Source organism: Streptomyces sp. NPDC000410, assembly GCF_040300305.1.
In the GTDB taxonomy this organism is placed as follows: domain Bacteria; phylum Actinomycetota; class Actinomycetes; order Streptomycetales; family Streptomycetaceae; genus Streptomyces.
Genome location: NZ_JBEPDM010000024.1, coordinates 36,320 through 62,369, shown reverse-complemented (window position 1 = coordinate 62,369; position 26,050 = coordinate 36,320). Strand labels below are relative to the sequence as shown.

25 protein-coding genes, 1 tRNA gene and 1 pseudogene are annotated in these 26,050 nt (G+C 69.2%); 13 read left to right on the top strand and 14 right to left on the bottom strand.

Translation table 11 applies throughout. The features are described 5' to 3' along the window. Positions 1 to 75 precede the first annotated feature (75 nt). Both ABT342_RS23165 and ABT342_RS23160 read right to left on the bottom strand, forming a co-directional pair. Positions 76 to 540, bottom strand: coding sequence for a right-handed parallel beta-helix repeat-containing protein (locus ABT342_RS23165; protein ID WP_351576965.1), 465 nt, complete (start codon positions 538 to 540; stop codon positions 76 to 78). Between the two features lie 242 nt (positions 541 to 782). Beyond that, positions 783 to 1,856, bottom strand: a complete 1,074-nt coding sequence (locus ABT342_RS23160) for an alkene reductase (RefSeq protein ID WP_351576962.1) — start codon at positions 1,854 to 1,856, stop codon at positions 783 to 785. Between the two features lie 149 nt (positions 1,857 to 2,005). Here ABT342_RS23160 and ABT342_RS23155 point away from each other — a divergent pair, with 149 nt between their 5' ends. Continuing rightward, on the top strand, positions 2,006 to 2,950 hold the full coding sequence (locus tag ABT342_RS23155; protein WP_351576959.1) for an AraC family transcriptional regulator: 945 nt from the start codon (positions 2,006 to 2,008) through the stop codon (positions 2,948 to 2,950). Between the two features lie 55 nt (positions 2,951 to 3,005). Here the strand turns inward: ABT342_RS23155 and ABT342_RS23150 are convergent, their stop codons facing one another. Next, a complete protein-coding gene (locus ABT342_RS23150) occupies positions 3,006 to 3,272 on the bottom strand; it encodes a hypothetical protein (protein WP_351576956.1) in 267 nt (88 codons plus the stop codon). Positions 3,273 to 3,317: 45 nt separating this feature from the next. Continuing rightward, positions 3,318 to 3,506 (bottom strand): hypothetical protein, encoded by a 189-nt coding sequence (locus tag ABT342_RS23145; RefSeq protein WP_351576953.1) that lies wholly within the window; start codon positions 3,504 to 3,506, stop codon positions 3,318 to 3,320. 273 nt (positions 3,507 to 3,779) lie between these two features. On the opposite strand from ABT342_RS23145, the pseudogene ABT342_RS23140 reads away from it, so the two are divergent. Then, a pseudogene (locus ABT342_RS23140) lies at positions 3,780 to 4,034 on the top strand (tyrosine-type recombinase/integrase); the annotation flags it as partial. A 275-nt stretch (positions 4,035 to 4,309) separates the two neighbouring features. On the opposite strand, the gene ABT342_RS23135 reads toward ABT342_RS23140, so the two are convergent. The 3 genes from ABT342_RS23135 to ABT342_RS23125 all read right to left on the bottom strand — a co-directional run bounded on the left by ABT342_RS23135 (position 4,310) and on the right by ABT342_RS23125 (position 5,658). Then, a complete protein-coding gene (locus ABT342_RS23135; RefSeq protein WP_351576950.1) occupies positions 4,310 to 4,981 on the bottom strand; it encodes a nucleotidyl transferase AbiEii/AbiGii toxin family protein in 672 nt (223 codons plus the stop codon). Then, positions 4,978 to 5,325 (bottom strand): transcriptional regulator, encoded by a 348-nt coding sequence (locus tag ABT342_RS23130; RefSeq protein ID WP_351576947.1) that lies wholly within the window; start codon positions 5,323 to 5,325, stop codon positions 4,978 to 4,980. Before ABT342_RS23130 ends, ABT342_RS23135 begins: the two co-directional genes overlap by 4 nt. Before the next feature lie 259 nt (positions 5,326 to 5,584). Next, a tRNA-Gly gene (locus ABT342_RS23125) sits at positions 5,585 to 5,658 on the bottom strand. 526 nt (positions 5,659 to 6,184) lie between these two features. Here ABT342_RS23125 and dcd point away from each other — a divergent pair. From dcd to ABT342_RS23110, 3 genes are all read left to right on the top strand, one after another. Continuing rightward, positions 6,185 to 6,760 carry a dCTP deaminase gene (dcd, locus tag ABT342_RS23120; protein WP_351576944.1) on the top strand — a complete coding sequence of 192 codons (576 nt, stop codon included), beginning with the start codon at positions 6,185 to 6,187 and terminating at the stop codon, positions 6,758 to 6,760. 13 nt (positions 6,761 to 6,773) lie between these two features. After that, a complete protein-coding gene (locus ABT342_RS23115) occupies positions 6,774 to 7,274 on the top strand; it encodes a phosphoribosyltransferase (RefSeq protein WP_351576942.1) in 501 nt (166 codons plus the stop codon). Between the two features lie 182 nt (positions 7,275 to 7,456). Then, positions 7,457 to 9,013, top strand: a complete 1,557-nt coding sequence (locus ABT342_RS23110; RefSeq protein ID WP_351576939.1) for a choice-of-anchor D domain-containing protein — start codon at positions 7,457 to 7,459, stop codon at positions 9,011 to 9,013. Between the two features lie 162 nt (positions 9,014 to 9,175). Here the strand turns inward: ABT342_RS23110 and ABT342_RS23105 are convergent, their stop codons facing one another. The 3 genes from ABT342_RS23105 to ABT342_RS23095 all read right to left on the bottom strand — a co-directional run bounded on the left by ABT342_RS23105 (position 9,176) and on the right by ABT342_RS23095 (position 13,245). After that, positions 9,176 to 10,117 carry a Yip1 family protein gene (locus ABT342_RS23105; RefSeq protein WP_351576936.1) on the bottom strand — a complete coding sequence of 314 codons (942 nt, stop codon included), beginning with the start codon at positions 10,115 to 10,117 and terminating at the stop codon, positions 9,176 to 9,178. 238 nt (positions 10,118 to 10,355) lie between these two features. Next, positions 10,356 to 12,626 carry a (Fe-S)-binding protein gene (locus ABT342_RS23100; protein ID WP_351576933.1) on the bottom strand — a complete coding sequence of 757 codons (2,271 nt, stop codon included), beginning with the start codon at positions 12,624 to 12,626 and terminating at the stop codon, positions 10,356 to 10,358. 82 nt (positions 12,627 to 12,708) lie between these two features. Then, the gene (locus ABT342_RS23095; RefSeq protein ID WP_351576930.1) at positions 12,709 to 13,245 is read right to left on the bottom strand and encodes a sugar transferase; all 537 of its coding nucleotides are present in this window, start codon (positions 13,243 to 13,245) and stop codon (positions 12,709 to 12,711) included. Positions 13,246 to 13,518: 273 nt separating this feature from the next. On the opposite strand from ABT342_RS23095, the gene dnaK reads away from it, so the two are divergent. The 4 genes from dnaK to ABT342_RS23075 are packed head-to-tail and all read left to right on the top strand — an operon-like array spanning position 13,519 to position 17,700. After that, positions 13,519 to 15,384, top strand: a complete 1,866-nt coding sequence (dnaK, locus tag ABT342_RS23090) for a molecular chaperone DnaK (RefSeq protein ID WP_351576927.1) — start codon at positions 13,519 to 13,521, stop codon at positions 15,382 to 15,384. Further along, a complete protein-coding gene (grpE, locus tag ABT342_RS23085) occupies positions 15,384 to 16,034 on the top strand; it encodes a nucleotide exchange factor GrpE (RefSeq protein ID WP_351576925.1) in 651 nt (216 codons plus the stop codon). The genes dnaK and grpE overlap by 1 nt, the downstream gene beginning before the upstream one ends. A 39-nt stretch (positions 16,035 to 16,073) precedes the next feature. Then, entirely contained in the window at positions 16,074 to 17,252 is a 1,179-nt protein-coding gene (dnaJ, locus tag ABT342_RS23080) for a molecular chaperone DnaJ (RefSeq protein ID WP_351576923.1), read from the top strand. Between the two features lie 4 nt (positions 17,253 to 17,256). Further along, on the top strand, positions 17,257 to 17,700 hold the full coding sequence (locus tag ABT342_RS23075) for a heat shock protein transcriptional repressor HspR (RefSeq protein ID WP_351576920.1): 444 nt from the start codon (positions 17,257 to 17,259) through the stop codon (positions 17,698 to 17,700). 215 nt (positions 17,701 to 17,915) lie between these two features. Here ABT342_RS23075 and ABT342_RS23070 read toward each other — a convergent pair whose 3' ends face one another. Beyond that, positions 17,916 to 18,896 carry a helix-turn-helix transcriptional regulator gene (locus ABT342_RS23070; protein WP_351576917.1) on the bottom strand — a complete coding sequence of 327 codons (981 nt, stop codon included), beginning with the start codon at positions 18,894 to 18,896 and terminating at the stop codon, positions 17,916 to 17,918. A 130-nt stretch (positions 18,897 to 19,026) separates the two neighbouring features. Between ABT342_RS23070 and ABT342_RS23065 the strand changes: the two genes are divergently transcribed. Together ABT342_RS23065 and ABT342_RS23060 are read left to right on the top strand one after the other, a co-directional pair. After that, positions 19,027 to 19,278 (top strand): hypothetical protein, encoded by a 252-nt coding sequence (locus ABT342_RS23065; protein WP_351576914.1) that lies wholly within the window; start codon positions 19,027 to 19,029, stop codon positions 19,276 to 19,278. Continuing rightward, on the top strand, positions 19,275 to 19,592 hold the full coding sequence (locus tag ABT342_RS23060) for a (2Fe-2S)-binding protein (protein ID WP_351576911.1): 318 nt from the start codon (positions 19,275 to 19,277) through the stop codon (positions 19,590 to 19,592). The genes ABT342_RS23065 and ABT342_RS23060 overlap by 4 nt, the downstream gene beginning before the upstream one ends. A gap of 198 nt (positions 19,593 to 19,790) precedes the next feature. Here the strand turns inward: ABT342_RS23060 and ABT342_RS23055 are convergent, their stop codons facing one another. Continuing rightward, positions 19,791 to 20,204, bottom strand: coding sequence for a pyridoxamine 5'-phosphate oxidase family protein (locus tag ABT342_RS23055; protein WP_351576908.1), 414 nt, complete (start codon positions 20,202 to 20,204; stop codon positions 19,791 to 19,793). A 118-nt stretch (positions 20,205 to 20,322) separates the two neighbouring features. On the opposite strand from ABT342_RS23055, the gene clpB reads away from it, so the two are divergent. Further along, positions 20,323 to 22,908, top strand: coding sequence for an ATP-dependent chaperone ClpB (clpB, locus tag ABT342_RS23050; protein ID WP_351576905.1), 2,586 nt, complete (start codon positions 20,323 to 20,325; stop codon positions 22,906 to 22,908). 118 nt (positions 22,909 to 23,026) lie between these two features. Next, entirely contained in the window at positions 23,027 to 23,566 is a 540-nt protein-coding gene (locus tag ABT342_RS23045) for a type III secretion system chaperone family protein (protein ID WP_351576902.1), read from the top strand. A 103-nt stretch (positions 23,567 to 23,669) separates the two neighbouring features. Here ABT342_RS23045 and ABT342_RS23040 read toward each other — a convergent pair whose 3' ends face one another. Beyond that, on the bottom strand, positions 23,670 to 24,434 hold the full coding sequence (locus ABT342_RS23040) for an RICIN domain-containing protein (RefSeq protein ID WP_351576899.1): 765 nt from the start codon (positions 24,432 to 24,434) through the stop codon (positions 23,670 to 23,672). A 159-nt stretch (positions 24,435 to 24,593) separates the two neighbouring features. After that, a complete protein-coding gene (locus tag ABT342_RS23035) occupies positions 24,594 to 25,814 on the bottom strand; it encodes an NsdA family TPR-like regulatory protein (RefSeq protein WP_351576896.1) in 1,221 nt (406 codons plus the stop codon). Between the last annotated feature and the right edge of the window lie 236 nt (positions 25,815 to 26,050).

Sequence of the window (26,050 nt, the reverse complement as noted above, 5' to 3'; positions counted from 1 at the left end):
TGCCCGGTGCGGGCGGCGTGGCGGAGCTTCATCATGTGGCTTCCGGGCCCGGTCCTGTTGCGGGACAGGGGGAAGTCAGCCGCCGCAGCCGGGGACGGGAACGCGCCCGCCGCAGTTGTTCGGGCGGTTGTCGCGCACCGTGGAGCCGGTCAGCGTCACCGTGCCGCCGTTGTTGAGGATGCCGCCGGCAGCGCCGTTGGCGATGGTCAGCTTGTCCAGCCGCACCCGGACGGCTCCGGTCACGGTCACGGTGGACCCGGCGTCGTTGCCGTCGAGGACAGCGGCTCCGAGCCCGATCAGGGACAGGTCCTTGCCGATGGTGAAGGGGCCGGTGCAGGTCCCGGTCACCAGGAGCGTCGCCCCCGGGGCGGCGCTGTCGACGGCAGGCTGCAGGGCTACGGGATTGCCGCGGCAGTCCACCACCACGGCGAGCCGCCCGCCCGCGGCGGCGGCCGGGACCACCCCGACCAGGCCGACCGCCCCCGTCGCCGCTGCCGCCACCGTCGCCGACAGCGCCGCACGAGCTGATCCCTTGAGCATCCGCTTCTCCTGTCTCCGCGCGGGGCACGCCCGAGATCCTGCACCGCTGTCGTCTTCCGGCATGGACGGCCTGCGCACCCACACCCGGGAACAACCGGTGCCCCGCCGGTGTGGGAGGCACGCCGAAGCGATGCCCCACGCCCCCCGAACGGCCCGGGACAATGACCCGGGTGGCCGATGGGCAGCCCCAGGGGCTCCGGAAAGACAGCGCGTGGATCAGGGTCGCGCATGCTCCCCGGGGCTCAGTGGCGCGGGTAGTCGGTGTAGCCCTTGGCTCCGCCGCCGTAGAAGGTGGCCGGGTCGGGGGTGGCCAGCGGGAGGCCGTCGCGCAGGCGCTCCGGGAGGTCGGGGTTGGCGATGAAGGGCCGGCCGAAGACTGCGATGTCGATGAGGTCAGCGGTCAGGAGGTACTCCGCCCGCGTCCGGTCCAGGCCGCCGGCGAGGAGGATGGTGCCGTCGTACGCGTACCGGAAGGTCTTGAGGAAGTCCTCCGCGATGTCCGGGCCGCCGCTGAGGCGGAGGTCGCTGAGGTGGACATAGGCGAGCCCGCGCCGGGCGAGTTCCGGGGCGAGGTACGCGTACATCTCCTCGGCCTCATCGTCCGCCGGGAGGTCGTTGGCGAGGGTGAACGGCGAGAGGCGGACGCCCACGCGGTGGGCGCCGACGCGGTCGGCGAGGGCGTCGAGGGTCTCCAGCAGGAGCCGGGCGCGGTTCTCGACGGAGCCGCCGTACTGGTCGGTGCGGTCGTTGACGCGGGGGTTGAGGAACTGCTCGATGAGGAAACCGTGGGCGCCGTGGAGCTCGACACCGTCGAAGCCCGCCCGCGCGGCGCGGTCGGCCGCGTCGGTGAAGTCGGCGATCAGGCGCGGGATCTCGTCCGTGCGCAGGGCTCGGGGCGTGTCGGTGTCGGCGAACCCGTCGTCGCCGATCCAGACCTGAGCCTGGGCGCGCCGGGTGCTGGGCCCGACAGGCGCGGCTCCACCCGGCTGGAGGGAGCGGTGGGAGACGCGGCCGACGTGCCAGAGCTGGGCGAAGACGCGACCGCCGGCGCCGTGGACCGCCTCGGTGACAGCAGCCCAGCCTGCCGCCTGCTCGTCCGTCCAGAGTCCGGGCACGTCCGCGTAACCCTGGGCCTCGGCAGAGACGAAAGTGCCCTCGGTGATGATCAGGCCGGCGCCGGCGCGCTGACGGTAGTACTCGGCGGTGTCGAGGTCGGGGATGTGGTCGGGGCGGCGGGAGCGGGTCATGGGGGCCATGGCGATGCGGTTGTTCAGGGTGAGGGAGCCGAGGGTGTGGGCGGCGAAGAGGCTCTTCATGGTGTGGTTTCCCCGTTCGGGTCTGGTGCGTCGTCTCTTGACGCCTTTGACTCTAGGGAAGGTCTGAGGCCAATCCAATGACAGGAACTCTCGAAAAACTTGCGCAATCGTCTCATCGTCGAGACGCTTCAGCGAGGTAGGGTGCGTGCATGGACGTACTCGCGGACGTACTGGCCACCACCGGCTTCAAGGGCGTGCTGCTCGCCCAGCTCCGCTCCCGCGGATCCGGCTGGGGCTGCGGCCTCGATCAGAGTGGCACGGCAGGCTTCCACCTCATCGCCGAGGGCACCTGCTGGCTGCGCACCGCCGGCCAACCGCCGCTCCAACTGGTCCCCGGCGATGTCGTCCTGCTGCCGCGCGGCGAGCCGCACCAGCTGACGGGTGACCCCGACGCACCCGCCGTGCCGTACGCGGAACTGGAGGCCGCGCACCCGGCCGACCGGGACGGCATCGTCGACCTCGGGGGCGACGGGCCCACCGTCCGTATCGTCTGCGGCAAGTTCACGTACGACGGCGACGCCTCGCAGCACCCGGTCCTGTCCGCGCTGCCGCCGCTCATGCATGTGCCGGGCATGAGCGCCGACCCGGAACTGCAGGGAATCATCCGGCTGCTCGTCGCCGAGACGACGCGCGACAGGCCCGGAGCGCGGGCGGTGGCCGCCCGCCTGACCGACGTGCTGTTCGTACAGGTGATCCGCGCCTGGCTCGACCGCGTCGGCTCCGATCCGCAGATCGCGCCACGGTCCTGGCTGACGGCGTTGCGCGATCCGCGCATCGGCACCGCGCTGTCGTTGATCCACGAGGAGCCGGAGCAGCCATGGACGGTGGAAAGCCTTGCGCGCGCCGTATCGATGTCCCGCCCGGCCTTCGCCCGCCAGTTCAAGGCGCTGGTCAGGGACTCGCCGCTGGCGTACCTGTCCCGGGTACGCATCTCCCTGGCAGCGCGGCTGCTCCGCGAGACCGACGAGCGGGTCGCCGACATCGGCGAAGCCGTGGGCTACACCTCGGAGTTCACCTTCTCCCGCGCCTTCGCCCGCGAACGGGGGCTGCCGCCCGGCCGCTACCGACGGGCCGCACTCGCCCGGGCGGCGTAGCACGGCAGGCAACCCGAACAAAGCCCTGGGCCGCTGGCCTCGTCCTTTTCCTTATTCAATGCGGCTTGATGGCGATGAATTTGTCGGCGCGTTCCTGCTCATGTTGAGTGCCGCTCTGTTTATCCGGCGCTTCGCTATTGCGCGCAAGCGTCGACCCGATGGCCACTTCCCGAAAGCGACGCCAGTGGCACCATATGTGCTTGGCGGCATCGGCATTTGCTTGCTGGTTCCTGCTTCGGCAGCGCTCTTCATCGGGAAGGAGTTGGGCATTTTTTGAAACCTGGGCGATATAGGCCGAAACCGTTGTGCTCTGCGGGGACATCGTCGGACCTGTCGAGGCTGGTAGTGGCACGGAAGGGGCACGCGGCTAGCGCTTCTGTGCCCTGTACCGCTTGAGTAGCGCGGTGATCTTCTCGTAGTTACCTGCGCCGTTCAGCTCCGCCAGCAGATCATCTGGGCAGAGCTCGTAGTGGTCGCCCCACCAGCGTCGACCCTTGTTGTCCCAGATGCGATAGCCACCCGGGACGCCTCTGGCCACGTACCGCCTTCTGCTCACAATGCGCTCCCCCTGAGTCGATACGGCCTGTCGACGGTACCCGGAGGTCGGTGTAGCGGCTTGGGCGGGAGCCGCCATGGGGCGCCCCAGCCACATCGGGCCTGCTCCACCGTCAACCTTTCGCCGTTCGGCGTGCGGCCGTCGGGGCGGGCCGCGCGCGCCGCGCCGTGCGCGGCGTGTGCCTTGATGAAGTGGAGAACTCTTCCCGCGCTTGGATCTACTGCTTGCCGTCATGATTCCGGGCGTCCCTACGTTCCGTTGTCGGCTCGAAAGGTGGGTCTTCCCGACAGCTTCCGTTTCTACGATCTTCGTCACACCTGGCATACGGTCATGCCCCGTTCCGGGGCTACGCCGAGGGACACGATGGTGCGGGATGGCCAGTCGACCGAGCGGGCCGCACAGATCTAGCATCACTCAGATGTCGAGGGTGAGCGCGAGGCCGCTGCCGGTCTCGACAGGCTCGTCCGTGAGAAGTGTGACGCAGTGGATGATCAAGAATCTGGCAAGGATGTGGCACGGGACGCTTAGGCAGGTCCAGACGACAACAAAGGCCCGGGTCTATGACCTGGGCCTTCTGTCCGGAGCGGGTGACGGGAACCGAACCCGCGCTCTGAGCTTGGGAATCACCGTCGCCCAGCTCGATCATCTATGCCTGACCTGCGAAACGGCCTCTGATGCCGCGCTTCTCGTTGGCCCGGCGGTACCCGGGTTGACCGCTGTTCACCGCCCCGAAGGGCACGGCTGGGGCAGGATCGGCTCCCTCGGGGATGCGGTGCTTTCGCGCCGTGTTCGGTGCCTGGTGATCAGTCGTCGGACGGGCCTTCAGCTTCCTGGAGTCTCTCGGCGATGTCATCGGCCCACTCCTGAGCCCACTGACGCAGCTCGATGGTCTGATGGTCGTCGAGTCCGTACGCGGCGAATTCGGTGTCATCGATCCAGTCCGCCCCGGCGAGCCGGACCTGAAGGTCGGAGAGGTCGAAGCTGTCACGGGCGTGGCAGCGGCCGAGCTCTTCGAGCTCGATGCGACTCCAGCGATCGGTTGCCGCTCGGACGTCGATCAGGTCACGCGCAAGGCCACGGTCCGCCAGCGCGCGGACCTTTGTGCCGACCACGTCCTCCAGCGAGAGCACCAGGCCATGCTCGGTCTTCACCGGCGGACGCCAGAGTGCTTCCTTGAGGACGTCGACCTCGCACTCCTCGCCGGTGGCGGTGTCGGTGACGATCAGCCGCGCGGAAAGCGGGTCGGTTTCCAATCCCCGCACCTGCCAGCCGCGTTGTTCCAGCCCGGCGCGCACGGTGGCGGCGATCTTCTCCATCGGCTCCGGGTTCTCGGTGGCGACATCGAGGTCCTTGCTGAGCCGGTTGACCAGTCCGTGCGCCTGGACGGCGTAGCCACCCGTGAGCACGAGCGGGTAGACGTCGCCCACGGCGAGGACATCAGCAAGGAGCCGCCGGTGCAGTTCCGTGAGATTCATGCAGCAGCCTGGGCGTCGGGGCTCAGTTCGCTGAAGGCTTTCTCCCACACGTCACGGATGTCCCGGCTGATCAGCGTGCGCAAGACGGGCCACATGGCGGTGAGAAGCTCCTGGTTCAGGTAGTGGACCAGGTCGTCATGCTGTCCCTCGGCCAGGACGATCCGGTAGCAGCTCATCCGCAACCGGGGCTGGTCGAGATCGAACCGGGACAGGCCGGACCACGCGAGGTGCAGCGGAAGGTCGACGTGGCCGTGGGCGGGGCCGACGAGCTCCGAGAGCTCGACAGGAAGCCGCCGGGCGAATCTGGTGCGGCGGAGATCGGGGACGCTGGGCGTGGCTGCCATGTCTTGATTATTCCCCAGTAGTGCGAGTCGGCCCTGTGAATCCGGTACAGGGAACCCCTGGCTCAGAGCTTCCACCGGGCTGTAGTGGTGGTAATGACGGCGTAGGTACAGGTCAGAAACTTCATGCGGGACTGTCGGCGAGACAACGCAGGGTTTCGTCCCCTCCGCGTGCCCCCTCTTGCGGGACTGAAGGGAATGCGGGCAGCGACACTCGTCTGCCAACAAACAAGCCCCAGGTCGCTGACCTGGGGCTTTGCAGTGGAGCGGGTGACGGGAATCGAACCCGCGCTCTGAGCTTGGGAAGCTCATGTTCTACCATTAAACTACACCCGCGAAACGGTCCGACTGATCGCTACCGCATCGTCGCACACTGTACCCCATCGAGGCCCCCCGGTGTATCGCCCCGGAGGGCCTTCGTGCTGTCCGGGCCCGGTCGAGGACCGGCGGCCGATTCGGGGGCGGGGTAGGCGATGTGGCTGCGGCGTGGAGGGGTTGAGGCGTACCGTTGCGGGCGGAGTGCCGGGTGCGGTGGTGTCCTGTTCATCCCCTAATGTGGCTATCTCGTCCACGCTTGTTGGGGAAGGGACTTGATGGACTTGATGGACCCGATGGACTCCATGGACGCGACGGATCGCACCGTCGTCCGCTGTGCCGAGGGGCATGTCTTCGCTACCTCGACGTTCCCGATGCAGCAGCTCGGTACCGGCCGGATCGGGCCCGGGCGGCTTATTCGGTGTCCGCGGTGTGCGCGGTTGAGGCATGCCGTGCCTGTGGAGTTGCAGCAGCACTGAGGGCCTGCGGAGCGCGCGGGACCCCGTCCGATTGGGGCGGGCCCGCGCGCTCTGCGTATCCTCGGGGCGTGCTTCTCTCAGACAAGGACATCCGGGCCGAGATCGACGCGGGACGGGTGCGTATCGACCCGTACGACGATTCGATGGTGCAGCCCTCGAGCATCGACGTGCGGCTCGACCGCTATTTCCGGGTGTTCGAGAACCACCGCTATCCGCACATCGACCCCGCCGTCGAGCAGGCGGATCTGACGCGGCTGGTCGAGCCGGAGGGCGATGAGGCGTTCATCCTGCACCCCGGCGAGTTCGTGCTGGCGTCGACGTACGAAGTGATCAGCCTGCCGGACGACCTCGCGTCCCGGCTGGAGGGGAAGAGCTCCCTCGGGCGGCTCGGGCTGGTGACGCATTCGACGGCCGGGTTCATCGACCCCGGGTTCTCGGGGCATGTCACGCTGGAGCTGTCGAACCTGGCCACCCTGCCGATCAAGCTGTGGCCGGGGATGAAGATCGGGCAGCTGTGCATGTTCCGGTTGAGTTCGCCGGCGGAGCACGCGTACGGGAGTGAGCGGTACGGGTCCCGGTATCAGGGGCAGCGGGGGCCGACGGCTTCCCGGTCGTTTATGAATTTCCATCGGACGCAGGTGTGAGGACCGGTACGTCATGAGTGAGGCAGTGCGCGAGAACCTGACGTACGAGAAGTTCGGCGGAGCCATCCGCGAACTCGCCCAGACCATCGCCGATGACGGGTACGAGCCCGACATCGTGCTGTCCATCGCGCGCGGCGGGGTCTTCGTCGCGGGCGGGCTGGCGTACGCGCTGGACTGCAAGAACATCCACCTCGTGAATGTCGAGTTCTACACAGGAGTGGGTCAGACCCTCGAAATGCCCGTGATGTTGGCCCCCGTGCCGAACGCGATCGATTTCTCGAACAAGAAGGTCCTGATCGCGGACGACGTCGCCGACACCGGCAAGACGCTCAAGCTCGTGCACGACTTCTGCCTCGATGCCGTCGCCGAGGTGCGGTCCGCCGTGATCTACGAGAAGTCCCACAGCCTCGTGAAGTGCGAGTACGTGTGGAAGCGGACGGATGACTGGATTAACTTCCCCTGGTCGGTCGAACCGCCTGTGGTACGTCGAGAGGGTCAGGTGCTGGACGCCTGAGGCGGGTCTGAGGCGTCTGAGAGGCGCCTGAGAGGCCTTGAGACGTGACTGCGCCCGTCGGCCCTCCTGGGGCGGCGGGCGCAGCTCATGACGAGGCAGACCGAGCCGCCGTTCGGCTGATTACGCAGGCGGTGGCGTGTCGTCAGAGGGGCGAGGGGCCGGATTGCGGTTCTTCTGGCCCTATGACAGTCAGATTTCTTGTGCGGGCCGTGGCCGCGATGGCCGCCGGGCTCGTGCTGGTGGCGCTCCCGGGTGGCGCCGTCCATGCCGACGCGGCTTCCGCAGCCGCCGCTTCCGCTGTTCCCAAGGTGCTGATCAAGACCGTACAGACGCCGGGTGACGGGTTCGCGTTCGCCGGGGCCCCGGCCGGCGGCGGGGACGCGCTGGCTCCGGCGCCGCCGGCCACCAGCACCCTGGTCGACGGCGTGGTGTTCTTCTCCTCGACGACGGCGGCCACCACCTACTCGTTCAGCAACGGGACCACCACCGTGGCGATCCCCGCCGCCGCCCTCACCTCCGACGTCATCGCCGGGCGGACGGTCGTCAAGGCTGTGCTGTCCGACTTCGCGCCAGGACTCGTCGGGTCTTCGGCCTCCACGACGTTCACCGGCTCGGCCCAGGGCGGGGAAGACGTGCGGTGGCGGTTCGCCGCCATCTACACCACCCCCGGCGGTACGGAGAACAAGCAGGTCGCCCTCGTCGGCGATCCGGTCGAGGTCCCCGTCGGCGGTCAGGTCTCGATGGCGTCGGCCACGCCACTGACCCCCAGCAGCGCCACGAGTGCCCGGGTCGGTGCCCGGGGCGACATCGTGCCGACGGGTGTCGTGTTCACGGTCGACAGCAACGGGACGACCGGAACCACCCAGGCTTTCACCGACAACGTCGCTCTGGGTACGAGCGTGTGGGGCGCGGGCGCCACCTCGGCCACGGCGCGCTTCGGCCAGCTCCCCAGGGGGAATCCGTTCGCCGCCCTGGCGTATGCCGTGAGCTACGAGCTCCCGGTGGGCGTCCCCGCCGCCTCGCTCAGCCCGTCGAGTCACAACTTCGGCGATCAGAAGGTGGGGACGACGGGGCCGGGGCAGACGTTCACGCTGACCAACACCGGCGCCACCACGGTGAGCGTCTCCGGTGTGACCCTGGCCGGTGCGAACCCGGCCGACTACACCATCACCGGCAACAACTGCGGCGGAGCGGTGCTGGCGCCGACCGGCACCTGCACGGTCACGGTCGCCTTCGCCCCCACCGCCACCGGACTCCGTACGGCGACGCTGTCGGTGGCGTCGAATGCCGGTACGAAGTCGGCGGCGCTCACCGGTACGGGCGTCACGGCGCCGGCCGAGAACACGGCCGATCTGCAGATCAAGGTGGACGCGCCGAAGCAGGTCGAGCCCGGGGAGCGGTACACGTACACGGTGACGGTGAAGAACAAGGGTCCGGCGGCGGCGCAGGGTGTGGTGGCCGCGTTGGATCTGCGGGGGAACAGGCGGGTGATCTCGGTGGTCTCGGTCAGTCCGCAGCCCAGTGGCGGCGGCGAGGCGGGGCTGAACCCGCAGCTGAACTACGTGGACTGGGAGATCGGCACGCTGGCGGCGGGCGAGGTGCAGCGGTTCCGGGTGAACGTGACCGCTCCGGACCGGGCGTCGACGGTCGAGGCGCTGGCGCGGGTCAAGAGCACCACCGAGGACCCGAGGCGCAGCAACAACAGCCAGCGGATTCTGACGCGCGTCGAGTGGCGTTGATGATCGACGGATGAGGCGTGAGGGATGAAGCGTGAGGGATGAGGCGTGAGGGATGAGGCGTGAGGGATGAGGCGTGAGAGATGAGGCGTGAGAGATGAGAGAGGCCCCGGCCGGAATACCGGCGGGGCCTCTCTCACACGCGTCGTACGGATCAGGTACGGATCAGATCGTGCCGAGCTTGATGATCGACAGCAGCGCGATCAGCTGGATCGCCGACGCGCCCAGCGCCTTCGGCCACGGCAGGTCGTGCGACCTGCTCACCATCGCGGTGAACAGCGCGCCCGCCGCCAGCCACGTCAGCCAGCCCACGACCTGGACCAGCGAGTTCTCGCCGCCCAGGAAGAGGGCGAAGAGCAGCCGGGGGGCGTCCGTGATGGACATGATCAGCATGGAGAGGCCGACCGTCGGCTGCCACGCGCCGTCGCCGCCGAGCTGGCGGGCCAGGGTGTGGGTGACCGCGCCGAGGATGAGCCCGCCGATGACGAAGGCCGTACCGGTGATGAGCACGGAGACGATCACCTGGGAGAACGGTGCGTTGATCGCCTCCTCGCGGGTCTGGTCGAAGCCGAAGAGCGCGAGCAGGCCGTAGAGGAACGACACGGACAGGGCCGGGCCCCAGACCGGGTAGTCGCGCATCTGGAGGAACGTCGGGCCCGGACGCAGCACGATGCCGCTCAGCAGGGCCTTCCAGGTCAGCCGAGGGCCCGCGGGCGCGGCGGTCGAGGCGCCGGCGCGGTAGGTGGCGCCGTTGCCGTAGGGGTCCTCGCCGATGCTGAACGCCGTGGTGTGACCGGGGGTGTTCGCATACGGGTCGCCGTGCCCGCCGTGGCCGCCGTGCCCGCCGTGACCGCTGGGGGCAGGGCCCGGGGCGCCGTAGCCGTACGGGTCCGGCTGCTGCTGGTACGGGTCGCCGAAGTACTCCGGCTCGCCGTGGCCGCCCGGCCCCGGGCCATGCCCGTGCCCCGGTCCCGGCCCTTGTGCCTGGGGCCACTGCTGCTGCGGGTACGGGGGCGCGGCAGGGGCGCCGCCGTACTGCTGCGGTCGTTGTTGTTGCTGCGGGGTGCGGTTGTTGTCCCGGCCGCGTCCGATCCTGAATCCAGCCACGCAATCGAACGTACCCGGTCGCGCGTTGTCAGGCGGCCACGAGCCCGGTAACCAGGGGCCTTTGCGGCCGAGCTGTGACATCCCCTAGGGGAACCCCGGGGGGTTTTCCCCAGGTCAGGTCAGGTCAGGTCAGTGGCTCAGCAGCGTGCACATACGCGTACAGGCACGCGTACGCATACGAAAGCGGCCGGTCCTGCCCCCGAGGCAGGTCCGGCCGCTCATCGATTCAGAAGGACGACTACTTCACGGGTTCCGGTTCCGGAGCCGGCTCGGTCTCCGAGTCACCCGCTCCCGGGTCCACCGGCGTCTTGACGGAGTCGAGCAGCAGCTGCGCCACGTCCACGACCTGGAGCGACTCCTTGGCCTGGCCGTCGTTCTTCTTGCCGTTGACCGAGTCGGTCAGCATGACGAGGCAGAAGGGGCAGGCCGTCGAGACGATGTCGGGGTTGAGCGACAGCGCCTCGTCCACGCGCTCGGTGTTGATGCGCTTGCCGATGCGCTCCTCCATCCACATGCGCGCACCACCGGCGCCGCAGCAGAAGCCGCGCTCCTTGTGGCGGTGCATCTCCTGCTGGCGCAGGCCCGGGACGGCCGACATGATCTCGCGCGGGGGCGTGTAGACCTTGTTGTGGCGGCCCAGGTAGCAGGGGTCGTGGTACGTGATCAGGCCGTCGACCGGGGTCACCGGGACGAGCTTGCCCTCGTCGATGAGGTGCTGGAGCAGCTGCGTGTGGTGGATGACCTCGTACTCGCCGCCCAGCTGCGGGTACTCGTTCGCGATCGTGTTGAAGCAGTGCGGGCAGGTCGCGACGATCTTCTTCGAGGACTTGGGCTTCTTGGTGCTCTCGTCCTCGTCGTCCTCGCCGAAGGCCATGTTCAGCATGGCCACGTTCTCCTGGCCCAGCTGCTGGAACAGCGGCTCGTTGCCGAGGCGGCGCGGCGAGTCACCGGTGCACTTCTCGTCGCCGCCCATGATCGCGAACTTGACGCCCGCCATGTGCAGCAGCTCCGCGAAGGCCTTGGTGGTCTTCTTGGCCCGGTCCTCCAGGGCACCCGCGCATCCGACCCAGTACAGGTAGTCGACCTCGGAGAGGTCCTCGACGTCCTTGCCGACGATCGGGACCTCGAAGTCGACCTCCTTGGTCCACTCGACGCGCTGCTTCTTGGCCAGGCCCCAGGGGTTGCCCTTCTTCTCCAGGTTCTTGAGCATCGTGCCCGCCTCGCTGGGGAAGCTGGACTCGATCATCACCTGGTAGCGGCGCATGTCGACGATGTGGTCGATGTGCTCGATGTCGACCGGGCACTGCTCCACGCACGCACCGCAGGTGGTGCAGGACCACAGCACGTCCGGGTCGATGACGCCGTTCTCCTCGACGGTGCCGATCAGCGGGCGCTCGGCCTCCGCCAGCGCGGCCGCCGGGACGTCGGCGAGGGCCTCGGCGGACGCCTTCTCCTCGCCCTCCATCGTCTTGCCGCCCCCGGCCAGCAGGTACGGGGCCTTGGCGTGCGCGTGGTCGCGCAGCGACATGATCAGGAGCTTGGGGGAGAGCGGCTTGCCGGTGTTCCAGGCGGGGCACTGCGACTGGCAGCGGCCGCACTCCGTACACGTCGAGAAGTCGAGGATGCCCTTCCAGCTGAACTGCTCGACCTGGGAGACGCCGTAGACGTCGTCCTCGCCCGGGTCCTCGAAGTCGATCGCCTTGCCGCCGGACGTCATCGGCTGGAGCGCGCCGAGGGCGGTGGAGCCGTCGGCGTTGCGCTTGAACCAGATGTTCGGGAAGCCCAGGAAGCGGTGCCAGGCCACACCCATGTTGGTGTTCAGCGAGACCGTGATCATCCAGGTGAAGGACGTGACGATCTTGAGCGCCGCGAAGAAGTAGGTGAGGTGCTGGAGCGTGCTCAGGCTCGTGCCGTCGAGCAGCGCGATCAGCGGGTACGAGGCGAAGAAGCCCGGCTCCCAGCTGGTGACGTGGTGCTGGGCGCCCTCCAGGGCACGCAGCGTCATGATGCAGACGCCGACGATGAGGATGACGGCCTCGACGAAGTACGCCTGGCCCGTCTTGGAGCCCGCGAAGCGGGACTTGCGGCCCGCCTTGCCCGGCCTGCTCAGCTGCCGGATCACGATCAGGGTCAGGATGCCGAGGACCGTCATCAGACCGAGGAACTCGGTGAAGATCTCGTACGGCAGCCAGTCGCCGATGATCGGGATCAGCCAGTCGGCCTGGAAGAGCTGGCCGAAGGCGTTGACGATCGTGAGCAGCAGCGAGAAGAAGCCCACCGCCACGAACCAGTGCGCCACGCCGACGACGCCCCAGCGGTTCATGCGGGTGTGGCCGAGGAACTCCTTGACCAGCGTGATGGTGCGCTGCGTGGGATCGCCGGTCCGGGTGCCCGCGGGCACCGGCTGGCCGAGCCGCACGAAGCGGTAGATCTGCGCGATGGCACGGCCGAACAGCGCGACGGCCACCACCGTGATGACCAGCGACACGATGATCGCGGCGAGTTGCATTGGGGCTCCTCGGGCCTGCGAGGTGGGAAGATCCAGCACTTACTAAGCGGTAACTTATTCAGTCCGTGCTGAGACTACCCACTTATTTCGCCGCACTGTAGCCGCGCAGGCGGTGATCTGCGTCGCTCAGGCCACCCTCAGCCGGGCCGCCCTCGGCGGGCGCGTGCAGCAAGGCCGGGAGGGTGCCGAGCAGCACCTTCAGGTCCAGCCCGATCCCATGGTGCTCCACATAGTGCTGATCGAGCAGCTCGGGCTCGTCCCACGGCAGTACCGAATGGCGCCGGAGCTGGGCGAGGCCGGTCAGGCCGGGCTTCACGCTCTGGCGCCAGCGCCTGCGGGCGCGCGGATCGCCGGGCCTGAGCGCCGCCGGGCCGACGAGGGACAGCTCACCCCGTACGACATGGGGCAGCCGGGAGAGCAGGTCGAGCCGCAGCCGGCGGGTGCGCAGCGAGCGGACGGTGATCGGGGCGCCGTGCAGTCCGGTCCGTGTCTCGCGTACGAAGGCGCCGCCGGGGGTGCGACGGAGCGCCGCCGCGAGCGCCGCCACCGTCACCAGGGGTGCGGTGAGGATCAACAGCGCCGAGCCGAGGGTGAGATCGAGAAGGCGCTTGGCTCGCATGAAGTCACCCGACCGTTCCGTGCGTTCCGTGCCGTGCCGTGCAAGTTCCGTGTGCGCGCGTATGCCTTGTGTGCGCGTGTGCGCCTTGTGTTTCTGTGGCTTTGTGTCTTTTCGTGCGCTTTATCTGAACCATGGCACGGTGGAGGGCCGGAAGTGTGGAGGCCGCGCCGGGGCGCACCATAGTTGAGTCGATCGGGCTCAGGTCTGTTGACTCGATGGGGCCGGTGGTGCATCCTTGAGCGAGTTCCACTCAAGTTCTCTGGAGGAATTGAAATGGCACGTGCGGTCGGCATCGACCTGGGCACGACTAACTCCGTCGTCAGCGTTCTGGAGGGCGGCGAGCCCACCGTCATCACCAACGCCGAGGGCGCCAGGACCACGCCGTCCGTCGTCGCCTTCGCCAAGAACGGTGAGGTGCTCGTCGGCGAGGTCGCGAAGCGTCAGGCGGTCACCAACGTCGACCGGACCATCCGGTCCGTGAAGCGTCACATGGGCACCGACTGGAAGATCGAGCTCGACGGGAAGAACTTCAACCCGCAGCAGATGAGCGCGTTCATCCTGCAGAAGCTCAAGCGGGACGCCGAGTCCTACCTGGGCGAGAAGGTCACCGACGCGGTCATCACCGTCCCGGCGTACTTCAACGACTCCGAGCGGCAGGCCACCAAGGAGGCCGGCGAGATCGCGGGTCTGAACGTCCTGCGCATCGTCAACGAGCCGACCGCGGCCGCCCTGGCCTACGGCCTGGACAAGGACGACCAGACGATCCTCGTCTTCGACCTCGGTGGCGGCACCTTCGACGTCTCGCTGCTGGAGATCGGCGACGGCGTCGTCGAGGTGAAGGCCACCAACGGTGACAACCACCTCGGTGGTGACGACTGGGACCAGCGCGTCGTCGACTACCTGGTGAAGCAGTTCCAGAACGGGCACGGCGTCGACCTGTCCAAGGACAAGATGGCTCTCCAGCGTCTCCGTGAGGCCGCGGAGAAGGCGAAGATCGAGCTGTCGTCCTCGACCGAGACGACGATCAACCTGCCCTACATCACGGCGTCCGCCGAGGGCCCGCTGCACCTGGACGAGAAGCTCACGCGCGCCCAGTTCCAGCAGCTGACCGCCGACCTGCTGGAGCGCTGCAAGACGCCGTTCCACAACGTCATCAAGGACGCGGGCATCCAGCTCTCCGAGATCGACCACGTCGTTCTCGTGGGTGGCTCGACCCGTATGCCGGCCGTCGCCGAGCTCGTCAAGGAGCTGACCGGCGGCAAGGAGGCCAACAAGGGTGTGAACCCGGACGAGGTCGTCGCCATCGGCGCCACGCTCCAGGCCGGTGTCCTCAAGGGTGAGGTCAAGGACGTCCTGCTCCTCGACGTGACCCCGCTGTCCCTCGGTATCGAGACCAAGGGCGGCATCATGACCAAGCTCATCGAGCGCAACACGACGATCCCGACGAAGCGCTCGGAGATCTTCACGACGGCCGAGGACAACCAGCCGTCCGTGCAGATCCAGGTCTACCAGGGCGAGCGCGAGATCGCGGCGTACAACAAGAAGCTCGGCATGTTCGAGCTGACCGGCCTTCCGCCGGCCCCGCGCGGCGTCCCGCAGATCGAGGTCTCCTTCGACATCGACGCCAACGGCATCATGCACGTGACCGCGAAGGACCTGGGCACGGGCAAGGAGCAGAAGATGACCGTCACCGGCGGCTCCTCGCTCGGCAAGGACGAGGTCGACCGGATGCGCCAGGAGGCCGAGCAGTACGCGGAGGAGGACCACCGCCGCCGCGAGGCCGCCGAGACCCGCAACCAGGCCGAGCAGCTCGTCTACCAGACCGAGAAGTTCCTCAAGGACAACGAGGACAAGGTCCCCGGTGACGTCAAGACCGAGGTCGAGACCGCTGTCACCGAGCTGAAGGAGAAGCTCAAGGCCGGCGAGGCCGGCGACGCCGACAGCACCGCGGAGATCCGCACGGCCACCGAGAAGCTCGCGGCCGTCTCTCAGAAGCTCGGCCAGGCCATGTACGCCGACGCGCAGGCCGGCCAGGCCGCGGGCGGCGCCGACGCCCCGCAGGGCGAGGCCAAGGCCGACGACGACGTCGTCGACGCCGAGATCGTCGACGACGAGAAGCCGAAGGGCGGCGCTGCCTGATGACGGAGGAGACCCCGGGCTTCGAGGAGAAGTCTGACGTCCCCTCCGGCGCCACTCCCGAAGACGCGGCGCAGGCCGCCTCCCCCTCCACGGAGGAGGGGGCGGCCCCCGCCGGGGACGCAGCGAAGACGGAAGACCCGACCGCGGGTCTGACGGCGCAGCTGGACCAGCTCCGTACCGCGCTCAACGAGCGCACGACGGACCTCCAGCGGCTCCAGGCCGAGTACCAGAACTACCGCCGGCGGGTCGAGCGGGACCGGGTCACGGTCAAGGAGATCGCTGTCGCGCAGCTCCTGACCGAGCTCCTGCCCGTCCTCGACGACATCGGCCGTGCCCGCGAGCACGGCGAGCTGGTGGGCGGCTTCAAGTCGGTGGCCGAGTCGCTGGAGACCACGGCGGCGAAGATGGGCCTCCAGCAGTTCGGCAAGGAGGGCGAGCCCTTCGACCCGACGATCCACGAGGCCCTGATGCACTCGTACGCGCCGGACGTCACGGAGACGACCTGCGTCGCGATCCTGCAGCCGGGCTACCGGATCGGTGAGCGGACCATCCGTCCCGCGCGGGTCGCGGTGGCCGAGCCCCAGCCGGGTGCGACGCCCAAGTCGGAGGACTCCGAGGAGTCCGCCGACAAGAAGGACAGTGAGCAGTAACAGCGGCAGGGCCGGCAGTACCTGGGAGGAGGGACGTCGATGAGCACGAAGGACTTCGTGGAGAAGGACTACTACAAGGTTCTCGGCGTCCCCAAGGACGCCACCGAGGCCGAGATCAAGAAGGCGTACCGGAAGCTCGCCCGCGAGTTCCACCCGGACGCCAACAAGGGCGACGCCAACGCCGAGGAGCGCTTCAAGGAGATCTCCGAGGCCAACGACGTGCTCGGCGACGCGAAGCGGCGCAAGGAGTACGACGAGGCGCGCGCCCTCTTCGGCAACGGCGGCTTCCGGGCCGGTGGTCCCGGCGCCGGCGGCTCGTTCAACTTCGACCTGGGTGACCTCTTCGGCGGCACCCAGGCCGGAGGCGGCGGCGCCGGCGGCTTCGGCGGCGGTCTCGGCGATGTCTTCGGCGGACTGTTCAACCGGGGCGCCGGGCCGGGTGCGCGGACGCAGCCGCGCCGCGGCCAGGACATCGAGTCCGAGGTGACGCTCAGCTTCACCGAGGCCGTCGACGGGGCGACCGTGCCCCTGCGGATGTCCAGCCAGCAGCCCTGCAAGGCCTGTTCGGGCACCGGCGACAAGAACGGCACACCGCGCGTGTGCCCGACCTGCGTCGGCACCGGCCAGGTCTCGCGCGGCGGCAGCGGATCGTTCTCGCTGACCGACCCCTGCGTGGACTGCAAGGGCCGCGGGCTCATCGCCCAGGACCCCTGCGAGGTCTGCCACGGCAGCGGTCGTGCCAAGTCGTCGCGGACCATGCAGGTCCGCATCCCCGCGGGAGTGAGCGACAGCCAGCGGATCCGGCTGCGCGGCAAGGGTGCTCCGGGCGAGCGCGGCGGCCCGGCCGGCGATCTGTACGTCGTCGTCCACGTCGACGCCCACCCGGTCTTCGGCCGCAAGGGCGACAACCTCACCGTCACCGTGCCGGTCTCCTTCGCGGAGGCGGCGCTCGGCGGCGAGGTGAAGGTGCCGACGCTCGGCGGGCCCCCGGTCACGCTGAAGCTGCCGGCCGGCACTCCCAACGGCCGTACGATGCGCGCCCGGGGCAAGGGCGCGGTCCGCAAGGACGGCACCCGCGGCGATCTGCTGGTCACCGTGGAGGTCGCGGTGCCCAAGGACCTGGGAGCCGAGGCGCGGGAGGCCCTGGAGGCGTACCGCGAGGCGACTGCCGACGAGGATCCGCGGGCAGAACTGTTCCAGGCTGCGAAGGGAGCGTGACGCGATGGACGGCCGGCGCCGTAATCCGTATCAGCTGACCGACGAGACTCCTGTGTACGTCATCTCGGTGGCGGCGCAGCTGTCCGGACTGCACCCGCAGACGCTGCGGCAGTACGACCGCCTCGGCCTCGTCTCTCCCGACCGTACGGCCGGGCGGGGCAGGCGCTATTCGGCCCGCGACATCGAACTGCTCCGCCAGGTGCAGGCGTTGTCGCAGGACGAGGGCATCAACCTGGCCGGCATCAAGCGCATCATCGAGCTGGAGAACCAGGTCGCGGCGCTCCAGCAGCGGGTCGCCGAGCTGTCGCAGGCCGTCGAGGGCGCTGCGGCGGCGATGCAGCAGCGCGAGGCGCAGGTGCACGCGTCGTACCGGCGCGATCTGGTGCCGTATCAGGACGTGCAGCAGGCGAGCGCGCTGGTCGTGTGGCGGCCCAAGCGTCCCGAGTAGCTCCATCGGTCCCCACCCGGTCCCCCGGAGGCTCACGGCGCCCTCAGAGGCGCTCACGGCGCCTCCTGAGGCCCGCAGCAGGCCCCGTAAGGATCCGTAAGGCCCCGCAAGGCCTCGCAGGCCCCTTCGCTTCGGCGGAGGGGCCTGCGTGCGCACGGAGAGGCTCGCGGGCGTCCGTGCGTCCGTGCGTGCGTGCGTACGGGCGGGGGCGGGCCTCAGCCGTCCTGCTCCAGGATCCCGGACTGGGCGATGAGATAACCCAGTTGCGCCCGCGAACCGCTGCCGAGCGCGGAGGCGAGCTTGGCGATGTGCGCCCGGCAGGTGCGGACGTTCATGCCGAGCCGGCGGGCGATCGCCTCGTCGACGTGGCCCTCGACGAGCAGCTTGGCGATGGAGCGCTGGACTCCGCTGACGCCGGTCACCGTGGGCTCGTACGTCACCGGGTCGTCGAGCGGGATGGCCTGCATCCAGAACTGGTCGAAGACGCCGACGAGATACTCCACCAGGCCCGGGTGGTGCAGCTCCAGCGCGACCTGGCGGTCCCGGCTGGCCGGCACGAAGGCGACCTTGCGGTCCACGATGATCAGCCGGTCGATGATCTCCTCCAGCGTGCGCACCTCGACCTCGGGCCCTATGCGCTCCAGATACGCCAGGGTGATCGGCTGATGGCGGGCGGTGTGCTGGTAGAGGGTGCGCATCCGGATGCCCCGGCCGAGGAGCGGTCTGACCCGGCGGAGCGCCTCGCCGAAGGTGGTCGCGCTGCGGCCGCTGCCGGGCTGGACGGTCAGCAGCTCCGACGTGCACTCGGCGACGACGCGGTCGAGGCTCGCGTTGATGCGGGCGAGCCCCTCGAGGACGGTGATCGCGTGGGTCGTCGAGGGGTCCTGGGCGCTGATGGTCATGAATGGCTCGAATGCGTCCGCAAGTTCGACGGTGAGGCGTCTACGCTCCTGGATTTCGTTCTCGATCGGCAGCAGCAGCTGGGCCAGCGCGGCGGAAGGCGGGACCGGACGGAGCCACTGGATGTCGTCGGGATCGGGACGCAGCAGGTCCAGGTCGATCAGGCAGGGTGCGCCGACCACCTCTCCGCGGGCTATTCGGCCGGTGCGCAGGGCGCTCGAGTACAACCGAGAACCTGCCTCGCACAGGTCAGCATGTGTATGAGGGTGCCCCTTGTTGTCCTGTTCTGACCGCATCTATACACCCCCAGGCTTTTGCAATACAGGAACATGATGCATTGGGTCAGTGGTGGAAACGTGGAGAGTGAGCCATCGTCGTGGCTGCGGGGGAGCCGTAGGAATCACTTTCAAGTGAGGTTGCTCGGTCATGGCCAAGAAGCTCATAAGCACCGTTGTTGGTGCCGCGCTCATCGCTGCTGCCGCGGTGGGAGTGGCGGCATCGGCCGAGGATCCCGGGTGGGGTCTGAGCACTGCCCGGCAGGTTGCCGCGGCGGCCGACCCGGGCTGGGGCGTCCAGGACCCCGGCTGGGGTGTCGTACGGGCCAAGGCGGCCGACCCGGGCTGGGGCGTCGCGCCCGCCGAGGTCGCCGACCCGGGTTGGGGGTCCGCGGAGGCATGACGGTTCCCGAGGATCCCCGCTTCCGCCGCGAGATGGCGACCGCGTACCGCTCCGGGTGGCACTTCATCGACCTCGTCACGGCGGTGCCGCATCGTGGCGATTCGTTGATGGTCACCCTCTTCGGCGAACCGGTGGTCATCAACCGTGGCGAGGACGAGGAGATCCGCGCCTACCGTTGCCTCCGGCGACCCCGCGGAGCGCCACAGCCCGTTCGCTGTGCCATCAGGTACGGCATGATCTTCGTCAATCTCGACCAGCGCGACCACCAGTTGGTCGAGCCGCAAGCCACCTCCGCCACCCCCCGCAGTGCCTGAGCGGTTCCCCCGTCGTTCAAGATCGCTCAGGCGCTTCCCCCACACAGCGGCGCCATCGTGGACCTGAACCACGATGGCGCCGCTGTGCCACGTTTTGTTTCCGGGGGCTGACGCCCCCGGACCCCCACCACTGCCCGGCCCCGGGGGCCCGGCGTCCCGTTTCGGGGCCGGCGTCCCGGCCCCCCGCCGACGTCCGGGCTACGCTCGGCCCATCGCGCGGGTCAGGGTGATTTCGATGACCACGCGGTCCGGGTTCGGGGTCGGGGTGCGGCCGTAGCGGGCGGCGTAGCGGGAGACCGCGTCCGCGACCACGTCCGGCTCGGTGCGGACCGTGGCGCGGCCCTCCAGGGTCGCCCAGCGGCCCTTGTCCACCTGGCAGACCGCGACCCGTGCCCCCTCCGGGCCGGCGGCCAGGACGTTGGCGACCTTGTGGCTGTGCTTGTTCGTGATGACGCGGGCGATGCCCCGCTCGCCGCCCTCCGGGTCGTACGTGACACCCACCGCGACGACGTGCGGACTGCCGTCCGGGCGCGGGGTGGTCAGGGTGCACATGTGGTACTCGCGCCAGAAGGCGAGGTACGAGGCGTCGGGATTGCGAGGGTCGATGGCCATGGGCGCGAACCTACCGGCGGTGGCCACCTTCGACCACCTTGAGCGAAATAGACTCAACTTTGTGTACGTTGTATGAGTCACATCGAGTCGACACCGATCGGAGGAGGAGGAACCGCACGTGGACGCCGAGCTGACCAACAGGAGCCGGGACGCGCTCAACGCCGCCACCACCCGGGCCGTGTCCGAAGGGCACGCCGACCTGACCCCCGCGCACCTGCTGCTGGCGCTGCTCGAGGGGCGGGACAACGAGAACATCATCGACCTGCTGGCCGCCGTCGACGCGGACCAGGCCGCCGTGCGGTCGGCCGCCGAGCGGCTGCTCGCCGCCCTGCCCAGCGTGACCGGGTCCACCGTGGCGCCGCCGCAGGCCGACCGGGACCTGCTCGCCGTCATCGCGGACGCCTCGCGGCGCGCGAAGGAGCTCGGCGACGACTACCTCTCCACCGAGCACCTGCTGATCGGCATCGCCGCCAAGGGCGGCCGGGCCGGCGAGGCGCTGGCGGCGCAGGGGGCCACGGACAAGAAGCTGGTGGCCGCGTTCGAGAAGGCAAGAGGAGGGCGCCGGGTGACCACACCCGACCCCGAGGGCCAGTACAAGGCCCTGGAGAAGTTCGGTACGGATCTCACGGCCGCGGCCAGGGACGGGAAGCTCGACCCCGTCATCGGGCGCGACCATGAGATCCGCCGCGTCGTGCAGGTGCTTTCGCGCCGTACCAAGAACAACCCCGTGCTGATCGGTGAGCCCGGCGTCGGCAAGACCGCCGTCGTCGAGGGCCTCGCGCAGCGGATCGTCAAGGGCGACGTGCCCGAGTCGCTGCGCAACAAGCGGCTGGTGGCACTCGACCTGGGCGCGATGGTTGCCGGTGCGAAGTACCGGGGCGAGTTCGAGGAGCGGCTGAAGACCGTCCTCTCCGAGATCAAGGAGAGCGAGGGGCAGATCATCACGTTCATCGACGAGCTGCACACGGTCGTCGGCGCGGGCGCCGGCGGTGACTCCGCGATGGACGCGGGCAACATGCTCAAGCCGATGCTCGCGCGCGGCGAGCTGCGCATGGTCGGCGCGACGACCCTCGACGAGTACCGCGAGCGGATCGAGAAGGACCCCGCTCTGGAGCGGCGCTTCCAGCAGGTGCTGGTGGCCGAGCCGACGGTCGAGGACACGATCGCGATCCTGCGCGGCCTCAAGGGCCGCTACGAGGCCCACCACAAGGTGCAGATCGCCGACAGCGCGCTGGTCGCGGCCGCGACGCTGTCCGACCGGTACATCACCTCCCGGTTCCTGCCCGACAAGGCCATCGACCTCGTCGACGAGTCGGCCTCCCGGCTGCGGATGGAGATCGACTCCTCACCCGTCGAGATCGACGAGCTCCAGCGTGCCGTCGACCGGCTGAAGATGGAGGAGCTCGCGCTCTCCAAGGAGACCGACGAGGCCAGCAAGCAGCGCCTGGAGAAGCTGCGCCGCGACCTCGCCGACAAGGAGGAGGAGCTGCGCGGCCTCACCGCCCGCTGGGAGAAGGAGAAGCAGGGCCTCAACCGGGTCGGTGAGCTGAAGGAGAAACTCGACGACCTGCGCGGCCAGGCCGAGCGCGCCCAGCGCGACGGCGACTTCGACACCGCCTCCAAGCTGCTGTACGGGGAGATCCCCGCGCTGGAGCGGGAGCTGGAGGCCGCGTCGGAGGCCGAGCAGGAGGCCGCGAAGGACACCATGGTCAAGGAGGAGGTCGGCCCCGACGACATCGCGGACGTGGTCGCTTCCTGGACCGGGATCCCGGCGGGCCGTCTGCTGGAGGGCGAGACCCAGAAGCTGCTGCGCATGGAGGAGGAGCTGGGCCGGCGGCTGATCGGCCAGGGCGAGGCCGTACGGGCCGTGTCGGACGCGGTACGCCGCTCGCGGGCCGGGATCGCGGACCCCGACCGCCCCACGGGCTCCTTCCTCTTCCTGGGCCCGACGGGTGTCGGCAAGACCGAGCTGGCGAAGGCACTGGCCGACTTCCTCTTCGACGACGAGCGGGCGATGGTCCGCATCGACATGTCGGAGTACGGCGAGAAGCACAGCGTGGCCCGGCTGGTCGGCGCGCCGCCCGGGTACGTGGGCTACGAGGAGGGCGGCCAGCTCACCGAGGCCGTCCGCCGCCGCCCGTACAGCGTCGTCCTGCTCGACGAGGTGGAGAAGGCCCACCCCGAGGTCTTCGACATCCTGCTGCAGGTCCTCGATGACGGACGGCTCACCGACGGCCAGGGCCGGACGGTGGACTTGCGCAACACCATCCTGATCCTGACCTCCAACCTCGGCAGTCAGTACCTCGTCGAGCCGCTGACCAGCGAGGAGGAGAAGAAGCAGCAGGTGCTGGAGGTCGTCCGGGCCTCCTTCAAGCCGGAGTTCCTCAACCGGCTCGACGACCTGGTCGTCTTCTCGGCCCTGTCGAAGGACGAGCTGGCGCGCATCGCCGAGCTCCAGATCGACCGCCTCGCCAAGCGGCTCGCCGAGCGGCGCCTCACCCTGGACGTCACCCCGGCCGCGCTGGAGTGGCTCGCCGAGGAGGGCAACGACCCCGCCTACGGTGCCCGCCCGCTGCGCCGCCTCGTCCAGACCGCGATCGGCGACCGGCTCGCCAAGGAGATCCTCTCCGGAGAGATCAAGGACGGCGACACGGTCCGCGTCGACCGTGCCGGGGAGGGCCTGATCGTGGGTCCGGTTCGGTAGAACCGGAGCCGTATCGCGCCCGTGCGCAGACACGACGTGATCTTCCGCCCGGTGGGGGTTGCCAGCCCCCGCCCGGGATGGGGGAGGATGGCCGTATCCGTACGAAGGGAATCACCCCGTGAGCATCGACCCGTCCTCGATTCCGAATTTCGGGGGCCAGCCCCAGCCGCAGGCGACGGGACCCGCGGGCCCCGTCGTCCCTGACCAGGACCTGGTCAAGCAGCTTCTCGACCAGATGGAACTGAAGTACGTCGTCGACGACGAGGGTGACCTCGCGGCGCCGTGGGAGGAGTTCCGTACGTACTTCATGTTCCGCGGCGAGGACGACCAGCAGGTCTTCTCGGTGCGGACGTTCTACGACCGCCCCCACCCGGCCGACGACCGGGCGAAGATCCTGGACACCATCGACGACTGGAACCGTCGCACGCTGTGGCCCAAGGTCTACACCCACCTGCACGAGGACGAGGACGGCTCCGCCAGCCTCCGCCTGATCGGTGAGGCGCAGATGCTCATCGGCACCGGCGTCAGCCTGGAGCACTTCGTGTCGTCGACCGTCAGCTGGGTGCGCGCGTCGATCGAGTTCGACAAGTGGCTGGTCGAGCAGTTCGGTCTCGAGCCCGCCGCCGGTGAGGACGAGAAGCCCGCCGACGACGCCTGAGGCGTATCCGCCCGACCACGGCCCGGCCAGGGGCGGCGATGATCATGATCGCGGACCCTGGCCGGGCTTTTGGTCGGCACGGGCAACTATCTCGTCTGCCTCGTCACTCGACCGGCTGCAGCGTCCATGTCTGGGGACCGCCCGGGTCCGGCAGGCCCAACTGCAGCAGCTCGTTGCCCTCGTACGCGTCGGAGCTGTTGACCAGGAGGAGCTGCGAGCCCTTGGCGGTGACGGTGTAGCTGCTGCCGTCGGCCGCGACGTTCCACAACTGGCTGTCCGTATCGGCACACGGCTGTTGTGTCACGTTCCGGCCCGGAGCGGGCTGCCCGTCGACCTGCAGGCACTTGCCCGAGCCCACGGACGCGATGTTCACGTACCCATCGCCCATGTCGCTGAACAGCCACTGCTGGTTTTCTCCACCGTGGCGCTCGTACGCGATCAGCAGGGTGCCGTCCTCGGAGCTGCCGCCCTGGATGTCGGCGGCCTTGCCGGTGAGCTCGTTGACCATCACGTACGGCTTGTCGCCGGCGACAGGGGGCTTCTCCGCGCTGGGGGAGGCAGAGGGCGCGGGCGCCTCGTCGGCCGGGGCCTCGGCGGGCGCGCCGTTGCCCACCGTCCCGTGCCGGCCGGGGTCGCCGCTGCGTACGGCCCCGATCCCGAGCCCGGCTCCGGCGCAGGTGAGGATGGCGACGCCGATGAGCACCTTGGACAGGAGGCCGCGCCGGGCGGGAGCGGCGGCGTGGTCCTCCGGCCCGTACGGCGCGGGCCCTGTGGGCTCCTCGACGCGAGGCAGGGGCCTGGTGGTCTCCACCGGGCCCGGGACGCGCGCGATGACCTCGGTCGCCTCGGAGTCGGAAGGGTGGGTCACTCACACTCCTATGACGGAACGGCATACGAAATCACCGGGCACGCTACCGGGCCGGGGCCCTGCCGGATTCAGATCTTCCGGAGCTTGGACAGTCGGCTGGTCGCTTCTTCCACCACGGCGTTCTGCTTGCAGAGGTGCGAGGAGAACGCACTTCTGGGATCAGTCAAGCGCTGCCAGAGCGTCGAACAGGGCCCGGCCTTCCGCGGCCCTGCGACGCATCAGCATCCCCGCCACTCTGTGCAGCTCCTCCCAAGCGTGAGGGCGGCCGATCTCGGAGGCGTCGGTGATCACGCTCAGAGAGGTAGCCAGCGCGGCCTCCGTCTCCCCGGCGCCTGCGTATGCGTGGGCCAGGCAGGACCCGTACCAGGCCCGGTCCCTGCGGAAAGTCGGAGCGAAGCCGGCCAGTCCTGTCACCAGCTTCTCGGCCGCGCTCGACCATTCCTTGAGATGCAGGTCGGCCATACCGCGCTGCGCGGCGAACCACGACTCGCCGTAGAAGTACAGCCAGGGTGGGGCGTCCGAGGTGGCCGCGATGATTTGCTGTGCCTCGTCCAGCCTGCGGTACGCGTCATCGGCATCGCCTTCGAGCGCGTGCCCGCGCCCCGCCATCTGGACTGCCATGGCCCTCGTTGCCTCGCTCGCTCCCGCAGTTGACGCCGCCGCCTCACCCAGCCGGACGCAGCGCCGCCCCTTGCCCTGAGACCAGGCCAGGTGCGCCTTCATGCTCATGGTGGTGGCTGCCATGTCGCCGTACCCGGATTCCAGCGCCCAGTCATAGGACCGGTCGAACCATCCCAGCGCCACCGGGGCGTTGTCCTGATCCCGTGCCATCCAGGCGAGAAACTGCGCGTACTCGGCCAGCAGCTTGACCACGCGGTCTGCCAGGGGTCCCCGGGCCTGGTCGTAGAGGGAGGCCACCTCCTCGAACTGTGCAGTCACGAGGGGAGCGATCGTGCGTGAGCCCACGGTGTCCTCCGCCCGGCGATGCACGGCCAGTAAGGCGTCCATCGCGTCCAAAGAGGCGGCATCCAAGCGCAGGCCGCCCTTCTTCACGGCGATCAGCCTCTCCGCGTCCGTCCCCGACACCACACCGGGCAGTACGAGCGAGGGGAGGGGAAGCTCCTCGTGCCGGACGCCCAGCAGTTCAAGAGGGACACCAAGGCCGAGAATGATCCGCTGTCGTACCTCGACGGACGTCACCTCGCGCCGCCGGTTCTCGATCGCGGAGACGTCCGGCTGCGCCAGGCCCACGAGGGCGCCGAGCTTGCTCTGGCTGCTGCGCGTCAGCCTTCGCCACGTCTTCAACAGCGCCGGCCAGTCCTCCGCCGCCACGGCGGCCCGCAGTTGAGGGTGTGCCCACACGTTCGGCTCCGGCTCCATCCCCGAAATATAGGACGGCCCTATAGGACCCCGCAGTGGCCTCAGGATTCCCGGGCCGCCAGGGTGGTCAACGCACCCCGGAGCAGGACGGCTTCGGACAGTGTCTCCCCCTCGCAGCGGTCCGCAGGGCTTTTCTCCGGCGTGCCTGCGGCCCGCTGCGTCCCGAGCCGGAGCGGAGAACAGCCATGATCACCCCCTCCCTTCCTCGCCGAACCCCTGGTGCCGGCCGACGCAAG

What these genes read in the sequence shown, in the direction of transcription:
- ABT342_RS23165 (WP_351576965.1), bottom strand. Translation starts at nt 540, where the DNA reads ATGCTCAAGGGATCAGCTCGTGCGGCGCTGTCGGCGACGGTGGCGGCA.
- ABT342_RS23160 (WP_351576962.1), bottom strand. Translation starts at nt 1,856, where the DNA reads ATGAAGAGCCTCTTCGCCGCCCACACCCTCGGCTCCCTCACCCTGAAC.
- ABT342_RS23155 (WP_351576959.1), top strand. Translation starts at nt 2,006, where the DNA reads ATGGACGTACTCGCGGACGTACTGGCCACCACCGGCTTCAAGGGCGTG.
- ABT342_RS23150 (WP_351576956.1), bottom strand. Translation starts at nt 3,272, where the DNA reads ATGTCCCCGCAGAGCACAACGGTTTCGGCCTATATCGCCCAGGTTTCA.
- ABT342_RS23135 (WP_351576950.1), bottom strand. Translation starts at nt 4,981, where the DNA reads ATGAATCTCACGGAACTGCACCGGCGGCTCCTTGCTGATGTCCTCGCC.
- ABT342_RS23130 (WP_351576947.1), bottom strand. Translation starts at nt 5,325, where the DNA reads ATGGCAGCCACGCCCAGCGTCCCCGATCTCCGCCGCACCAGATTCGCC.
- ABT342_RS23115 (WP_351576942.1), top strand. Translation starts at nt 6,774, where the DNA reads ATGAGTGAGGCAGTGCGCGAGAACCTGACGTACGAGAAGTTCGGCGGA.
- ABT342_RS23110 (WP_351576939.1), top strand. Translation starts at nt 7,457, where the DNA reads ATGACAGTCAGATTTCTTGTGCGGGCCGTGGCCGCGATGGCCGCCGGG.
- ABT342_RS23100 (WP_351576933.1), bottom strand. Translation starts at nt 12,626, where the DNA reads ATGCAACTCGCCGCGATCATCGTGTCGCTGGTCATCACGGTGGTGGCC.
- ABT342_RS23095 (WP_351576930.1), bottom strand. Translation starts at nt 13,245, where the DNA reads ATGCGAGCCAAGCGCCTTCTCGATCTCACCCTCGGCTCGGCGCTGTTG.
- dnaK (WP_351576927.1), top strand. Translation starts at nt 13,519, where the DNA reads ATGGCACGTGCGGTCGGCATCGACCTGGGCACGACTAACTCCGTCGTC.
- grpE (WP_351576925.1), top strand. Translation starts at nt 15,384, where the DNA reads ATGACGGAGGAGACCCCGGGCTTCGAGGAGAAGTCTGACGTCCCCTCC.
- dnaJ (WP_351576923.1), top strand. Translation starts at nt 16,074, where the DNA reads ATGAGCACGAAGGACTTCGTGGAGAAGGACTACTACAAGGTTCTCGGC.
- ABT342_RS23075 (WP_351576920.1), top strand. Translation starts at nt 17,257, where the DNA reads ATGGACGGCCGGCGCCGTAATCCGTATCAGCTGACCGACGAGACTCCT.
- ABT342_RS23070 (WP_351576917.1), bottom strand. Translation starts at nt 18,896, where the DNA reads ATGCGGTCAGAACAGGACAACAAGGGGCACCCTCATACACATGCTGAC.
- ABT342_RS23065 (WP_351576914.1), top strand. Translation starts at nt 19,027, where the DNA reads ATGGCCAAGAAGCTCATAAGCACCGTTGTTGGTGCCGCGCTCATCGCT.
- ABT342_RS23060 (WP_351576911.1), top strand. Translation starts at nt 19,275, where the DNA reads ATGACGGTTCCCGAGGATCCCCGCTTCCGCCGCGAGATGGCGACCGCG.
- ABT342_RS23055 (WP_351576908.1), bottom strand. Translation starts at nt 20,204, where the DNA reads ATGGCCATCGACCCTCGCAATCCCGACGCCTCGTACCTCGCCTTCTGG.
- ABT342_RS23035 (WP_351576896.1), bottom strand. Translation starts at nt 25,814, where the DNA reads ATGGAGCCGGAGCCGAACGTGTGGGCACACCCTCAACTGCGGGCCGCC.